The sequence below is a fragment of the Streptococcus sp. ELY_90 genome, assembly GCF_058314475.1.
This window is the reverse complement of sequence record NZ_JBZFUJ010000008.1, coordinates 23,749-39,231: the sequence shown is the minus strand read 5'-3', so window position 1 is coordinate 39,231 and position 15,483 is coordinate 23,749. Positions and strand designations below refer to the sequence as shown.

General features: G+C 44.7%; 11 protein-coding genes. 2 read left to right on the top strand and 9 right to left on the bottom strand.

What is annotated here, in order from left to right; translation table 11 throughout:
* Positions 1 to 65: 65 nt before the first annotated feature.
* The 8 genes from AC4HAF_RS06210 to cdaA form a co-directional block, all read right to left on the bottom strand.
* Positions 66 to 1,307, bottom strand: a complete 1,242-nt coding sequence (locus AC4HAF_RS06210) for a dihydrolipoamide acetyltransferase family protein (RefSeq protein ID WP_491097088.1) — start codon at positions 1,305 to 1,307, stop codon at positions 66 to 68.
* A 13-nt stretch (positions 1,308 to 1,320) separates the two neighbouring features.
* Complete coding sequence (locus AC4HAF_RS06205; RefSeq protein ID WP_491091277.1) at positions 1,321 to 2,352, bottom strand: alpha-ketoacid dehydrogenase subunit beta; 1,032 nt, start codon at positions 2,350 to 2,352, stop codon at positions 1,321 to 1,323.
* A 16-nt stretch (positions 2,353 to 2,368) separates the two neighbouring features.
* A complete protein-coding gene (locus tag AC4HAF_RS06200) occupies positions 2,369 to 3,442 on the bottom strand; it encodes a thiamine pyrophosphate-dependent dehydrogenase E1 component subunit alpha (protein ID WP_491097087.1) in 1,074 nt (357 codons plus the stop codon).
* A gap of 26 nt (positions 3,443 to 3,468) precedes the next feature.
* Complete coding sequence (gene lpdA / locus AC4HAF_RS06195; protein ID WP_491097086.1) at positions 3,469 to 4,806, bottom strand: dihydrolipoyl dehydrogenase; 1,338 nt, start codon at positions 4,804 to 4,806, stop codon at positions 3,469 to 3,471.
* Positions 4,807 to 5,038: 232 nt separating this feature from the next.
* Positions 5,039 to 7,615 carry an ATP-dependent Clp protease ATP-binding subunit gene (locus AC4HAF_RS06190; RefSeq protein ID WP_491097085.1) on the bottom strand — a complete coding sequence of 859 codons (2,577 nt, stop codon included), beginning with the start codon at positions 7,613 to 7,615 and terminating at the stop codon, positions 5,039 to 5,041.
* 174 nt (positions 7,616 to 7,789) lie between these two features.
* On the bottom strand, positions 7,790 to 9,139 hold the full coding sequence (glmM, locus tag AC4HAF_RS06185; protein ID WP_491091281.1) for a phosphoglucosamine mutase: 1,350 nt from the start codon (positions 9,137 to 9,139) through the stop codon (positions 7,790 to 7,792).
* Between the two features lie 52 nt (positions 9,140 to 9,191).
* Positions 9,192 to 10,148 (bottom strand): CdaR family protein, encoded by a 957-nt coding sequence (locus tag AC4HAF_RS06180; RefSeq protein WP_491091282.1) that lies wholly within the window; start codon positions 10,146 to 10,148, stop codon positions 9,192 to 9,194.
* Complete coding sequence (gene cdaA, locus AC4HAF_RS06175; RefSeq protein ID WP_491091283.1) at positions 10,141 to 10,995, bottom strand: diadenylate cyclase CdaA; 855 nt, start codon at positions 10,993 to 10,995, stop codon at positions 10,141 to 10,143. The genes AC4HAF_RS06180 and cdaA overlap by 8 nt, the downstream gene beginning before the upstream one ends.
* 109 nt (positions 10,996 to 11,104) lie before the next feature.
* Between cdaA and murT the strand changes: the two genes are divergently transcribed.
* Positions 11,105 to 12,448, top strand: coding sequence for a lipid II isoglutaminyl synthase subunit MurT (gene murT, locus AC4HAF_RS06170; RefSeq protein WP_491097084.1), 1,344 nt, complete (start codon positions 11,105 to 11,107; stop codon positions 12,446 to 12,448).
* On the top strand, positions 12,448 to 13,236 hold the full coding sequence (gatD, locus tag AC4HAF_RS06165) for a lipid II isoglutaminyl synthase subunit GatD (protein ID WP_491097083.1): 789 nt from the start codon (positions 12,448 to 12,450) through the stop codon (positions 13,234 to 13,236). Before murT ends, gatD begins: the two co-directional genes overlap by 1 nt.
* A gap of 214 nt (positions 13,237 to 13,450) precedes the next feature.
* On the opposite strand, the gene AC4HAF_RS06160 is transcribed toward gatD, so the two are convergent.
* The gene (locus AC4HAF_RS06160) at positions 13,451 to 15,361 is read right to left on the bottom strand and encodes an ABC-F family ATP-binding cassette domain-containing protein (RefSeq protein ID WP_491097082.1); all 1,911 of its coding nucleotides are present in this window, start codon (positions 15,359 to 15,361) and stop codon (positions 13,451 to 13,453) included.
* Between the last annotated feature and the right edge of the window lie 122 nt (positions 15,362 to 15,483).

Here is a 15,483-nt window from a genome sequence, read left to right as displayed (position 1 = left end):
AATCAAAGAAGGGACCGAAATTATTTCTCGATCCCTTTTAATTTGTCAGCTCTAAGCCTTGCTGCTTAGAATATCAAGCTGTAAGCATCTTCTAAGTAGGAAACAATTGTTCCTAAGAATTCAGCAGCAGGTGCCCCATCTAAAACTTGATGGTCAAAGGTCAAGCTAAGCGGCAGGTATTGTTTTTCGACTATTTGTCCTTCTTCATCTAAAGCAAGAGCTTTTTGAATAGTACCGACACCCAAGATAGCCACTTCCGGCGTGTTCAAAATTGGGGTAAAGTATTCAACGCCCTGACCGCCAAGACTGGTGATACTGAATGTTGAGCCGGAATAAAGTGAAGCATCTAAAGTTCCCTTTCTGGCCTGTGCTGCCTGTTCTTTAATAGTCCGTCCCAAATCCGACAAGGTCCGCTTGTCTGCATTATGGATAACCGGCACTACTAAACCATCGCTTAAAGCAGTCGCTATACCAATGTGAATTTCCGACTGCAACTGGTACTGTCCGTCAGCATACCAAGCATTGGCTTCTGGGTGATCCCGCAAAGCTTTAGTAACTGCCTTGGTTAAGAGTGTTGTGATTCCGATTTCGCCGTTTTCCAACGGTTCCTTAACCTTAGACTGGATATTTTTTCGGAAAGCCAGCAAAGATGTTATATCTGCCTTACGGTGAATGGTTAACTGCGCACCTGTCTGCAGACTCTTCATCATGCGCTCAGCGATAACTTTGCGCATACCTGTCAAACCAGCTCCGTATTCAGCAGACACTGGAGCTGCTTTAACAGCTGCAGGCTTGGCAGCCGGAACACTTGCCGGATTAAAGGCTTCAACATCCCGCCGTGTAATTCGGCCATTACCGCCTGTTCCTTTAATAGAGGAAATATCCAAACCTTTTTCCGCAGCAATTTTACGTGCCAGAGGTGTAATAAAGATTCGTCCGCCTTCGTGCTTAACAGCTGCCGCAGCCGGAACTGCTGCAGTTTCTGTATCATTTGAAGAACTGCCGCTGTCTTCTGCTGTAAGATCTGGTTCAGGCTCTTCTGTGCTTTCTGACTCAGGAACAGTCTCACCTTCCTGACCTACCCAGGCAATGACTTGCTTACAAGGGACAGTTTCCCCTTCGTCTTTGAGAATCTTTAAAATGACACCGGCTGCCGGAGCTTCAACTTCGCTTGTTAATTTTTCAGAACTGATTTCCAATACAGGATCGCCCATAGCAACGGTGTCGCCTTCTTTGACGAGCCACTGATTAATCAGTCCTTCTGACATCGTTAAACCTAATTTAGGCATCACAATTTCTGTTGCCATATTATCCCCCCTTCTAGGCCTTCAAGTCATCAATTAATTCAGCTGCTTCTTCAATGACACGGTCTGCATTAGGGATGTATAGCTGTTCAAGGTTGGTGGCAAATGGCACCGGCACATTTGGTGCACAGACACATTTGATTGGGCCGTCTAAGTAGTCAAATGCTTTATCATTAACCACAGAAGCAATATCTGTCGCGGTGTTGTTATGCGGATTGGATTCATCCACAACAATCAAGCGTCCGGTCTTTTTAACTGATTCGATGACTGTTTCCTGATCCCAAGGCGCAACAGTTCTCAAGTCAATAACTTCAACAGAAATACCGTCTTGTGCCAAGCGGTCAGCCACTTCATAGGCTACATAGAGCATCTTGCCGATCGTTACAATAGTCAAATCACTGCCTTCGCGGCGAACAGCAGCCTTTCCGATTGGAACCGTATAATATTCTTCCGGAACTTCGCCTTTTAATCCATAGAGAGTCTTGTCTTCTGAAAAGATGACAATGTTGTTGTCCTCAATAGATGAAAGAAGGAGACCTTTAGCATCATAAGGTGTTGCCGGAACAACAACCTTAAGGCCCGGAATCGAACCAAAAATACCATAGTAGGTGCCTGAGTGCTGAGCTGCTGCTGAAGCTCCTGCTCCGTGCATGGTTCTTACAGTCATAGGCACCTTGGCCTTACCGCCAAACATGTAGCGTACTTTAGAGCCTTGACCGATAAGAGCATCAAAACAAAAGCCTAGGAAATCATTGAACATGAGCTCAGGAATCGGACGTAAGCCCGTCAGAGCCATGCCGACAGCTGCTGACATATAGCCGTGTTCTGAAAGAGGAGTGTCAATGACACGGTCACGGCCGTACTTAGGCATAAGTCCCATCGTAACGCCCATAACGCCGCCCCAAGCTTCTTCATTTTGTTCTTCCAAACGTCTAACTTCGACACCGCCTGCGATATCTTCACCAAGTAAAACGACTGTGTCATCTTTGGCCATTGCCATATCAAGCGCTTCGTTAATTGCTTTCATAAATAACAGTTCTCTAGCCATTTCTAACCTCCTTCATTTACTCAGCAAATACATCTTCAAGCAGGGATTCCGGAGCAGGAATCGGACTGTCTTGGGCGTATTGAATAGCCTCTTCGACATCTTTTTTGGATTCTTCCAGAATTTCATCCAATTCTTCTTCTGTCAGCAAATCGTGCTCAATCACATGATCGCGGAAGACTTCCAAAGGATCAACATCTGCCCATTCCTTTTCTTCACCCTCAAGTGCCTTGTATTTTTGCTCATCACCTTCAAAGTGACCGTAATTACGGTAAGTAACAGCTTCGATAAGAGTCGGTCCTTCACCTCTTCTAGCCCGTTCAACTGCTTCTTTAGCCACTTGGTAAACAGCAAAGAGATCTTTACCGTTAACCCGGATACCCGGCATGTCGTAAGCCAGAGCTCTTTCAGCAATTGTTGGAGATGCGGATGAATACCACTGAGGTGTTGATTCAGCAAAGAAATTGTTTTCATTAACAAAGATGACAGGCAGCTTCCAAATAGACGCCATGTTCAGGCATTCGTGAAACAGCCCTTCATTAGCGGCACCGTCACCGAAAAAGCAGACAGCGACATTGTCGGTTTTGAGATATTTGTTGCGCATGGCTGCTCCAGTTGCCAAGCCGAAACCGCCGCCAACCATGCCGTTGGCACCTAAAATGCCCTTATCGATATCCGCAATGTGCATGGAGCCGCCCTTGCCTTTGCCAAGACCGGTCGCCTTTCCGAAAATTTCAGCCATCATTCCTTTCAGATCGCCGCCCTTAGCCACACAGTGGCCGTGGCCGCGGTGAGTACTGGTAATGTAATCTTTGTCTGTCAGATTGGCACAGACCCCTGTAGCAACTGCTTCTTCACCTGCATAAAGGTGAACAAAGCCCGGAATTTGTCCAGCTGCAAAGAAGCGGCGGGCATTTTCTTCAAAATTCCGAATATCCCACATGGTCTTGTACATGGCCTTAGCCTGTTCTTTTGAAACTTCCTCAGCTTCAATGTCCGTTGCTGTGTGAACCTTCAGGTCAACAAGTTCTGAAACAGATGTATTGCTTCTGGTTCTCGTTAATTCTTGTGGTAAATCTTTATAGTTTGGCATTCTGCTTCCCTCCTATGTTAAAGTCTTTACTGAACAATTCGTTTAGCAACTTCCTGTATCAGTTCTGAAATAGTTGGGTGAGCAAAGACAGTGTCAACAACTTGATCCAAGGTTCCCTCTGCCTGCCTCAGTAAAATCAGCTGCTGCAGTAAATCTGTTGCGTGCTCGCCAACAATAACAGCTCCTAATAGTTGATGGTACCTCCTTTCTGAGATAAGTTTTACAAATCCTTCTGATTCGGCTGCTGCCAGAGCCCGGCCGTTGAAGGAAAACGGCAGCTGTTCAGTCTGAACATTATATCCCTGTTCTTTGGCTTCTTCTTCACTGAGCCCAAAAGAGGCCACTTCCGGGCTTGTATACAGAGACCGCGGCACACCCAGAGCATCTACAGGCTCTTCTGCCCTGCGGCAAATAGCCTTGACTGCCTTGATGCCTTCCATGCTGGCAACATGAGCCAGCATATAACTTTCTGTCAGATCACCAATAGCGTAGACATGGGGAATTGATGTTTCATAGTAGTCATCAACCTTGATGAATCCTCGCTCTGTCAAAGCAGCACCCATTTCCTGAGCCAGTTTTGTATTTGGCTTGCGCCCTGTCGCTACCAATAATTGGTCAAACTCCTGAGCGCCGCCGTCTTCCAGAACAACTGCCTGTTTCGTCACTTCCTTTATTGAAGCGCCTTCAAAGATACGCACTCCTAATGCCTTTAGCTTATTTCTGATAATGCTGCGCGCAGCTTCATCCTCTGTTAAGAGAATTTGCGGTGCCACTTCGACAACTGTAACGTCCACACCCAGCGGTTTCATGGCAAAAGCCAATTCAATAGCAATCACACCGCCGCCGATAATGATAAATTTTTTCGGCAGAACCTTTAGACTAAAAAAAGTGTCTGTTGTCAGATAGGCTGCCGAGTCAATCCCATTAATGGGCGGAATAAACGGATAGCTTCCGGTTGCCAGAATGACATCTTTTCCTGAAATTTTTTCGCCATTGACGATGAAAGTCTTATCCTTATCAAATATCGCCTCACCTTCATAATAATCAATTTTCAGTGTTTTAAACGTCGCATGGATGCCGCCCTGCAAGGCAGAGACAACCTGATCTTTACGATTGACTAACTTTTCAAAATCAATCCCTTCAAGATTGGTTGAAATTCCGTGCTTTGCGGCTTCCTTCATTGACAAGAGCCAATGGCTGTGCTGAAGGTAGGCCTTTGAGGGAATACAGCCGACATTCAGACAGGTTCCGCCGATAAACTTCTTTTCAACAACGGCAACCTTCTTGCCAAGCCTGGCAGCTTCTTCAGCGGCAACATAGCCTCCAGGTCCGGCACCAATAATTAAAACGTCGTATTTAGCCAAAATATCACGCTCCTTTCTCCAAAAACTAAAGGGCATTATATATTGTTGTTGAAAACGCTTTCTCTAACTTGATTGTAGTACTTTCCATAGGGAATTTCAAGCAAAAAAAGTTTGTGAAATTTCTTTTTATCATACTTTTTTAAGCTAAAAAACCACCGGTTAAGGTGGTTTTATCAAGCGATTTCCCAATAAATTATTTTCCAAAAATCAAAAATTAGTGAAACATTAAAAACTAAGAAAAGCTAAAGGAAAGCTTCCCATCTTTGAGCGAGACCTTGGCAAAAAGGTCTTTTTTAGAGTCTGTCTGGTTCTTAATAATATGCAGAGCAAGCGGATTTTCCAGTTCCTGCATGATTGTTCTCTGTATGGGACGGGCACCAAAGGCCACATCAAATCCTTTTTCTGCCAAAAATGAATAGACAGATTCTGTCAGCTCAAGATGGACAGCCTGATCCAAGAGACGTTTCTGCAGATCAGCGACCATGACCTTAACTACACCAATCATATTTTCTGCAGAGAGTGCATTAAAGACAACGGTCTCATCAATCCGATTGAGAAATTCAGGTCTGAAACTATGATTTAACTCCTCTAAAACTTCTTGCCGAATGTCATCAGTCAGACATCCATAGTCATGCAGACTCTGCAAAATCTTAGACGATCCGATATTGCTGGTCATAATCAGAATCGTATTTTTAAAGTCAATGGTCCGCCCCTTGGAATCAGTCAAGCGGCCTTCATCAAGAACCTGCAAAAGCGTGTTAAAAACATCCGGATGAGCTTTTTCAATCTCATCAAGAAGAACGATGGAATACAGCCGCTGGCGGACAGCTTCTGTCAGCTGGCCGCCCTCCTCATAGCCGACATAGCCCGGAGGCGGTCCGACCAAACGGGCAACGGCATGCTTTTCCATATATTCAGACATGTCCAGACGCACCATTTCAAGTTCACTGCCAAAAAGGACTTCGGCCAAGCGCTTGGCTAAGGCAGTCTTTCCGACACCTGTCGGACCAAGAAAAAGGAATGAGCCGATCGGCCGTTTAGGATTTTGAATCCCGGCACGCGAACGAATAATAGCTTGTGATACCTTTTGAACAGCCTGATTTTGGCCGATGATTTTTTCATGCAGCAAATCTTCTAAGTGCAAGAGTCGGTCACGCTCGTTTTCCATAACACCTTGTACTTTAATACCGGTCAAGCGCTCAACAATGGCCGCAATATCTTCTCTCGTGACTGAAATGTCAATCATTGATGTTTGAGACAGGCGCTCCTGCTCCAAGTCTTTGATAATCTGATGCTGCTTGGCAATTTTACTGTCTTTTAACTCAACGTACTCAGCAATCTGATTGTTTTCTAAGGCACGGTCAGCTTGATCTTCCAATTCTGCCAGCTTCAGATGAATGTCCTGTTCCTGATCCAAAAGCTGACGCTCATTTTGCCACTGTGCCAACAAAGCGTTTTGTTGATCTTCCAATTTTGCCAAACGATCTGTTAACGGGTCTGTTTCTTCGGCATCCGCCAAGCGCAGGAGATGAATCTTCTGGGAGACAATCTGTACGGACAGGTCATCGATTTGCTTAGGATAGGCTCTGGCAGCAATTTGTTTGACCGCACAGGCTTCATCTATCAAATCCAAAGCTTTATCCGGCAAAAAACGATCAGAAATGTAACGTTTGGACAGTGATACTGCTGCTTCGAGCGTGTCGTCTGCAAGCCTGACCCCGTGAAAATTTTCATAGATCGGCTGCAGGCCCTTCAAAATGTCCATGGTCTGCTCTGTATCCGGTTCATGGATCAGAATCCTTTGAAAACGTCTTTCCAGAGCCTTGTCATATTCAATGCTCTCCCGATATTCCGCATAGGTCGTTGATCCTAAGATCCGAATATCACCTCTTGCCAGAAGCGGCTTTAAAATGCTGGCGGCATCAACCGAACCTTCTGTCCGCCCGGCACTGACAATGGAGTGGATCTCATCCACAAAAAGAATAACTTTGCCTTCTGAAGCTACAACTTCATTTAAGAGAGCCTTGAAACGCTCTTCAAATTCACCTCTGTATTTGGTTCCTGCCAGCAGTGCCCCCATATCAAGGCTGTAAATCAATTTTCCTTGAAGATTTTTAGGAACCTGATTTTTGACCAAACGCTGGACAAAGCCTTCCATAACAGCTGTCTTACCGACACCCGGGTGTCCTACCAAAACGGCATTGTTTTTAGTTTTCCGTGACAAAATCCGGATGATGTCATTGATTTCATCCTGGCGGCCGATAATTTTATTCACATGGCCATCAATAATACGCTGATTAAGATTAGCAGCGTATTTCTCCAAAGCGTCATAGACATCCTCCTGACTGGAAGAGATAGCAGGCTTCCCTTTTCGCATCTTGTTCATTTTTTGATAGACCCTATCTTTGGTTAGACCATGCTCCAGCAAAAAAACGGTGATTGGATTGCGCTGCTGGTTAAAAAGCGCCAAAATGAGGTGTTCTGCAGTCACCACCTGATCACCTAAATCCGTCATCTCTTCTTGGGCATCGTCCAAGAGATTTTTCAGACGCTGACTGTACAGGCGCGCATAGCTGCTTTTTTCAGTACTTGAAAGAGCAGGGATTTTGGCAACTTCTTGGTCAATCACTTTAAGCAGCTGACGGCCGCTTATTCCTACAGATTCGTAAAACTGAAAGCCAAACTGCTCCGGCTGTACGAAAGCTGACCATAAGTGGGGAATATCCACCTGATAATTGCGGTGGGAAACAGCCAGCTCTTTGGCCTCTGCCAGAGAATCCTCAACCAGCTGAGTCATTTTATCTGCCATAAAATCACCCTTTCACATTTATTAAACGCTTACATTTTCCAGTTTACTTTAGTATAGCACAAATTATGCTTTCTGGCATTGATTCAGACAGTACACCGGCAAACAAAAAGGAGCAGAAATAAAGGTATTTCTGACTCCTATGAATTACATTTAGTATTGACGTGTACAAAGTTTTTAAATACCGATTTCTGCTTCGACAACCTTGGCAATCGTGTCGACATAGTAATCAACTTCTTCAGAACTGGGTGCCTCTGCCATGATACGCAAAAGCGGTTCTGTTCCGCTCGGACGAACCAGAATACGCCCGTTGCCGGCCATTTCTGTTTCCATCTTTTCAATTACATTTGCAATTAAAGGCACATCCATAGCTTTATCTTTCATGCCGTTTTCAACACGAATATTAACCAGTTTTTGCGGGTAAATGGTTACTTCGCCGGCTAATTCAGACAGTGATTTGCCGGTTTCTTTCATGACCTTGGTCAGCTGGATAGCTGTCAGCTGGCCGTCTCCGGTAGTATTGTAATCCATAATAATCACATGACCGGACTGCTCACCGCCCAGATTATAGCCGGAACGGCGCATTTCCTCAACCACATAGCGGTCGCCGACTGCAGTGACTTCCTCATTAATGTTTTCCCGATCCAGCGCCTTGTGAAAACCGATATTTGACATTACTGTTGTAACAATCGTGTTCTTAGCCAGTTTGCCTTTTTCAGAAAGGTACTTGCCGATAATGTACATGATCTTATCACCATCAACAATCTCGCCGTTTTCATCAACAGCAATAAGGCGGTCACTGTCGCCGTCAAAGGCAAGACCAACAGCCGAACCGGATTCTTTAACCAGCTCCTGAAGCTGTTCAGGATGAGTCGAACCCACGCCATCATTGATATTAAGGCCATCTGGATCATCACCAATGACCGCAATGTCGGCATTTAAATCAAGGAATACTTGACGGGCAGATGAAGAGGCCGCACCGTTAGCTGCATCGATAGCGACTTTCATTCCTTCCAAATCTACACCGGTAGAAACGAGGAATTTCTCATATTTGCGGACACCCTCAGGGTAGTCAATCAGTCTTCCTAAACCGGCAGCACTTGGCCGTGGGAGCCGGTCTTCTTCCGCATCCAAAAGTGCTTCGATTTCCAGTTCGCGGTCATCATCCAGTTTAAAACCATCGCTGCCAAAGAATTTAATGCCGTTGTCCAAGGCCGGATTGTGGCTGGCCGAAATCATAACACCGGCACTGGCTTTTTCGGTGCGAACCAAATAAGACACACCGGGTGTTGCTAAAACTCCCAGCTGATAGACCTCAATACCTGCTGATAAAAGACCCGCAACCAGAGCACTTTCCAGCATCTGACCTGAAATACGTGTATCACGCGCTACAAAAACTGTTGGATTTTCTTTTTCGTGCTGACTGAGCACATAACCGCCAAAACGGCCGAGTTTAAAGGCTAACTCCGGCGTTAATTCAACATTTGCTTCACCGCGCACACCGTCGGTACCAAAATATTTTCCCATAATTATTTGATGCTAGGCATCTTCCTCCCTTTAATCTAATGTCATTATAATATTATTTTTTCTTAGCTGTCAACTTAACCGCAACTTTATTAGGACTGATCTTAAGATCGCCGGCTGACAGGCCGACCGTCTTGGTCGTATCCTTGGTAACATCGGAAATATTGACTTTGACCTTAATAAAAGAGGTCTTATCCAGCTCTGCCTGTTTGCCGTAAATAACAGCTTCTTTGGTCTGCAGTTCATAGCGAATATCAGACAGATTATGATTTAGCTGACCGGTCAGCTCAACAACAATCGGAACTGTTTTTGACAGCTCTTCCACATCAACATCCAAATCTGTTTTCGTTGGATTAATGATACTTGGCAAAATTTTGCCGCTTTCAGAAACTGCCTGCATGGTTACCATACTGCTGTAATCCTTTGAGAGGATCTGCTCCTCCGGCAGGATAGCCGCCACATGATCAATTTGATTGATGGTTGCTTCATCACTGGTTACCTCTACTTCAGATACACCGGTTGACACTTTCGCCAGTCTGTAACCGTCTGCAATCTGATTAGCAGTAACCCTTCCTTCAACTCTAAAGGTCTTCGTCTTTTTCTTGCCGACATTCACTGTTATAGTGGTCGGTGAAGATTCCGCACTGACGCCGCTCGGAAGATCTTTCACCTCCAGAGGCACTCTGTTGGTTCCTTCCCTGGCATTGGATAAATCAGCTACTACCTTAAAATGTCTGGTGTCACCGTTGATTTCGGAGTCTAATTTGACGCGATTGGTTGATGTCAGGTAGACTTCTGTATCATAAGAATAACCGCTGATAAAGTATTTATTGCTGTCATACTTGATATCAATAGGAACGTTTTCCAAGGTATGACTGTATGTCTGCAGGAGACCGTTTGTTTTATTCCTTGAATTATAATTAACAGAACTTGCTGTCAAAAACAGCAAGATGGCAAAGAAGATTGAAACAAGAGGCAGCCAGAGGCGTTTGGTAGAAATTCGTTTAAACATGATGTTGACCTCCGAAGAATTGTTTCAGACGATTCTTTTTCTTGGGTTCTTCTTTGATAAAATGATCACGCAGCAAAACTTCAAAAGCATCGATAGACAGGTCGTGGACAAAATCGCCTTTATAAGCAATGGATATAGCTCCTGTTTCCTCAGAAACGACAAAAGTAAAGGCATCAGAGTTTTCAGAAAGTCCGATAGCCGCCCGGTGTCTTGTCCCAAATTCCTTGGAAATATGGCTGGACTCTGAAAGAGGCAGATAAGCACAGGAAGCCGCAATCTTATTGTCTTGAACAATAACAGCTCCATCATGCAAGGGCGTATTGGGAATGAAAATATTAATCAGCAGCTCTCCTGAAACATCTGCATCCAAGGGAATTCCCGTCGCAATATATTCCTGCAGGGTCTGCGTCTCTTCAACAGCTACCAAGGCTCCAATCTTTCGCGGGCTCATATAAGCAACAGCTTTGACAAACGCATTGACCAGCTTTTCTTCATCGCTGAGCTGCTGTCTTTGAATAAGTGACTGGGGTGTCCGGCCAAAACGTTCCAGCCCCGAGCGGATTTCCGGAGCAAAGATAATAACACCGGCGATGACCCCGTAAGTAATCACCTGATTCATCAAAAAAGCTATCGTCGTAAGTCCCAGAAATTCTGCAATAAATTTAAAAAGGACAAATAAGACAACCCCTTGGACTAAAGCCATGACCTTCGTTCCGGCCAGAGCCTTGATAAATCTGTAAATCAGCCACGATACAATGGCAATATCAAGGACGTGAATAAAAATTTTCAGCGGGCTGTCAAACAGACTGGTCCAAAAATTGGCATCAACATCAAATAAAGTATTCATACAACTCTCTCTTTTAGTAAAAACTAGCTCAATACATGCTTTATCATTATATCACTTTTCAAGCGATTTTTCTGTATCTCAAACTCTTTTTTTATGATAAAATGGTCTTATGACTCTTAAAACACAATTAGGCATTGTTGCCGGCAAAACAGCCCATTTTGTTCTTAGTAAATTAGGGCGCGGCTCCACTTTGCCGGGGAAAATTGCCCTTCAATGCGATAAAGATATTTTAAATACTTTGGCTAAGGATTATGAAATTGTCGTTGTCACCGGCACCAACGGCAAAACCCTGACCACTGCCCTGACAGTAGGTATCCTCAAGGAAGCCTACGGCGAAGTGCTGACAAATCCCAGCGGTGCCAATATGATTACAGGTATCACAGCGACCTTTTTAACAGCCAAAAAGAGCAAAAGCGGTAAAAAGATTGCAGTCTTGGAGATTGATGAAGCCAGCCTCCCTAAGATTACAAAATACCTGACACCCAGTCTTTTCGTTTTCACTAACATCTTTCGTGACCAGATGGACCGCTACGGAGAAATCTATACAACGTATCAGATGATTTTAGACGGTGCAGCTAAAGCCCCTGAAGCTGTTATTTTGGCTAACGGAGACAGCCCGCTCTTTCATTCTGTCAAAACGGTCAATCCTATGCGCTACTACGGCTTTGATATTGACAAGCACGATGTTGAGCTGGCTCACTACAATACCGAAGGTATTCTTTGTCCCAACTGTCAGCATATCTTACAGTACCACTTCAATACCTATGCGAATTTGGGTGATTATATCTGCTCAAACTGCGGCTTTAAGCGGCCCCAGCTGGACTATGCCCTGACGGATCTGACTAAAATCACCAATACAGCTTCTGAATTTATCATTGATAAGCACAGCTATAAGATTAATGTCGGCGGTCTTTATAATATTTACAATGCTCTGGCTGCTGTTGCTGTCGCCGAATTTTTCGGGGTTGAACCGGAACAGATTAAGGCTGGTTTTGACAAGAGCCGTGCTGTCTTTGGCCGCCAGGAAACCTTTAAAATCGGCAATAAGTCCTGTACGCTGATTCTCATCAAAAATCCTGTCGGTGCCAGCCAGGCGCTTGATATGATTAAATTGGCTCCTTATCCTTTCACTTTGTCTGTGCTTCTCAATGCCAATTATGCTGACGGCATTGATACCAGCTGGATTTGGGATGCCAATTTTGAAAGCATCTTGGATATGGATATTCCTGAAATCTTCACAGGCGGTATCCGCCATTCAGAAATCGCCAGACGCCTGCGGGTAACAGGATATGACGAGGAAAAGATTCATCAGGCCCAAAAATTAGAGGACATTATGACCATGATCGAACAGCAAGAAACAGACCACGCCTATATTCTTGCGACCTATACGGCTATGCTGGAATTTCGCAGTCTCTTAGCAAGCAGACACGCTGTCGGAAAGGAGATGAACTAATGGTTTATACATCTTTGCAATCTCCTGACAGGCCTGATTATCGCTATCAGCTCAGAGTTGCCCATCTCTATGGCAATCTGCTCAACACATACGGCGATAACGGCAATGTGCTGATGCTCAAATATGTCGGTGAAAAATTAAAAGCGCAAATGACCTTTGATATTGTCTCACTGGAAGATCCCTTTAATGAAGAAGACTATGACATGATTTTCTTTGGCGGCGGACAGGATTATGAACAGTCTATCGTTGCCAGAGACCTGCCCGGAAAAAAAGAGGCTATCGGACGGTTTATTGACAAAGGCGGCGTCGGTCTGGCAATCTGCGGCGGATTTCAGCTGCTTGGACAGTACTATATCCAAGCCGATGGGAAAAAAATTGACGGTATCGGTGTTATGGGACATTACACGCTCAACCAAGATAACAATCGCTATATCGGTGATATTAAAATCCACAACGACGAATTCGATGAAATCTATTATGGCTTTGAAAATCACCAGGGCCGGACATTTCTGTCTGAGGATGAAAAGCCTCTGGGTAAAGTGATCTACGGCAATGGCAATAATAAGGAAGATGCTACTGAAGGCGTTCATTATAAAAACATCTTCGGTTCCTACTTTCACGGTCCCTTGCTTTCACGCAATGCCAATCTTGCCTACCGCTTAGTCACTACTGCTTTAAAAAACAAATACGGCCAAGACATCAGCCTCCCCAGCTATCAAGACATTCTCAGCCTTGAAGTCGCCGAAGAATACGGTGATGTTAAAAGCAAGGCAGAATTTGAGAACTAGCAAACAGTAAAAAGTGCAGCAAAATCAATTTCTCTTAGGAATATTTGATTTCACTGCACTTTTTTCATGCCATTGCTTGTCTTTGGACTGTTCAAAAAGAGGCGGAGCTCTTACGGACTCAATTTGCTAGAGCTGAACACGGTAGAAACTCCCGTAGCCACAAGCCCATACTTTTAACTGGCGATCTTTTTTGCCGGCGGAGATTTTCTGCTCTTTAGCTGCTGATCTCTTCTGCCTTTTCAGATAATTCTGCCCACTCTTCCATAAGCTCCTCCTGCTGAAGCGCTAACTCGTCTATCTCCTTTTGCAGTTCCATAAGCCGATTGGCATCGTTAGTTGCTGCCATCTGTTCGCTGACAGTGTTTTGCTGATTTTCAAGCTGTTCTATCATTTTCTCTGCTTCTTCCAGCCGGCGGAGCACTTTTCTTAACTCTTTTTGACCGGCCTTTTGGCTGTGGTAGTCTTGGGCGGCAGCGGATGCTGAAGATGATGCCGGTGCTTGCTCTTCAGCCTTGGCTGCTTCTTCTGATTTCTTTTCTAAATAATAATCATAATCTCCCAGATAAAGTTTAGAGCCGTTTTTGGAAATTTCCAAGATCTTAGTTGCCACTCGATTGATGAAATAGCGGTCATGACTGACAAAGACCAGGGTGCCGTCAAAATCAATCAGAGCATTTTCAAGAACTTCCTTGCTGTCAATATCCAGATGGTTGGTCGGTTCGTCCAAAACCAAGAAATTATTGTCTTCCATGGATAATTTAGCCAGCAGCAGGCGGGCCTTTTCGCCGCCCGACAGCATAGAGACCGTCTTTTGAACATCATCGCCGGAAAACAGAAAAGCTCCCAGACGGTTTCTGATGTCTGCTTCCGGACTTGTCGGAAACGCAGACCAAAGTTCTTCTAAGACGGTATTGCGATCTGTCAGATTGGACTGCGTCTGGTCATAATAACCCAGCAGAACATTAGCACCGTATTTGACGTCGCCCCTAATAAGAGGTACGGTCCCGAGAATTGACTTTATCAGGGTTGTTTTGCCGATGCCGTTTGGGCCAACAACAGCTATAGCATCATACTTGCTGACGTCCATATTAATAGGAGCAGACAAAATCTCACCCTCATAGCCAATCGCTCCATCGGTAACTTTTAGAACTTCCCTGCCGGAAGGCTTGCTCGCTTTAAAAGTCATATGTGCTTTTTTAGCATTGCTGTCGGGTTTGTCCAGGCGCTCCATTTTTTCCAGCTGCTTGCGCCGCGACTGTGCACGCTTGGTTGTTGACGCACGGACAATATTGCGCTGAACAAAATCTTCTAATTTGGCAATCTCTTTTTGCTGCTTTTCAAACAGCTTTTCCTCAGCCAACAGTTTCTGAGCTTTTTGTTCCATGAAACTGGAATAATTGCCCACATAACGATCCAGCGAATGCTTTGTCAAATCAAGCGTTACGGTTGCCGTTTTGTCCAAGAAATAACGGTCGTGGCTGACAATAATCAGCGCCCCCTGATAATGGGCCAGATAATTTTCCAGCCAGGCGATGGTTTCAATATCCAGATGATTGGTCGGCTCATCCAGAACCAGAAGTTCAGGCTTTTCCAAAAGCATCTTGGCTAGGGCCAAACGTGTATTCTGACCGCCTGACAAATCTGAAATTTTCATTTGCCACATGGACTCATCAAATTGGAAAGCATTTAAAATAGTACGAATATCACTCTCGTAAGTAAAACCGCCTCGGATTCTGAAATCTTCAGACAGCTTATCATAAGTCTGCATAAGATCTTCCAATGCAGAGCCTGTCAGCTCTCCCATTTTCAATTCCAGCTGGCGCAGCCGCTTTTCATCCTGACGCAGATTATCAAAAACGTGGAGCATTTCATCAAAAATAGTCTTTCCCGAATCAAAACGGCTGTCCTGTGCCAAATATGACAAGGACAAGCCCTTCTTTTTATCAACGCTTCCCGAGCTTGCCGCTTCTTCTCCTACCAATATTTTTAAAAGGGTGGACTTTCCTGCACCGTTGCGGCCGACAAGCGCAATGCGGTCACGCTCGTCCACCTGAATAGTAATATTATCAAAGAGCACATCACCGGCAAAAGAGCGCTCAATCTTGTTTCCTTGTAAAATAATCATAGGTCTATTTTATCAAATCTCTGTTAACTAAGCCAGCAGCAATACCAAAAAAAGCGGCTGCTCAGCTCCAAGCACAGCTGCCGGAGTTTAAGTCAAACCGCTTTTTATTATTGGTTATTCTT

Coding starts and splice junctions, on each gene's coding strand:
- AC4HAF_RS06210 (WP_491097088.1), bottom strand. CDS start 1,307: ATGGCAACAGAAATTGTGATGCCTAAATTAGGTTTAACGATGTCAGAA.
- AC4HAF_RS06205 (WP_491091277.1), bottom strand. CDS start 2,352: ATGGCTAGAGAACTGTTATTTATGAAAGCAATTAACGAAGCGCTTGAT.
- AC4HAF_RS06200 (WP_491097087.1), bottom strand. CDS start 3,442: ATGCCAAACTATAAAGATTTACCACAAGAATTAACGAGAACCAGAAGC.
- AC4HAF_RS06190 (WP_491097085.1), bottom strand. CDS start 7,615: ATGGCAGATAAAATGACTCAGCTGGTTGAGGATTCTCTGGCAGAGGCC.
- glmM (WP_491091281.1), bottom strand. CDS start 9,139: ATGGGAAAATATTTTGGTACCGACGGTGTGCGCGGTGAAGCAAATGTT.
- AC4HAF_RS06180 (WP_491091282.1), bottom strand. CDS start 10,148: ATGTTTAAACGAATTTCTACCAAACGCCTCTGGCTGCCTCTTGTTTCA.
- cdaA (WP_491091283.1), bottom strand. CDS start 10,995: ATGAATACTTTATTTGATGTTGATGCCAATTTTTGGACCAGTCTGTTT.
- murT (WP_491097084.1), top strand. CDS start 11,105: ATGACTCTTAAAACACAATTAGGCATTGTTGCCGGCAAAACAGCCCAT.
- gatD (WP_491097083.1), top strand. CDS start 12,448: ATGGTTTATACATCTTTGCAATCTCCTGACAGGCCTGATTATCGCTAT.
- AC4HAF_RS06160 (WP_491097082.1), bottom strand. CDS start 15,361: ATGATTATTTTACAAGGAAACAAGATTGAGCGCTCTTTTGCCGGTGAT.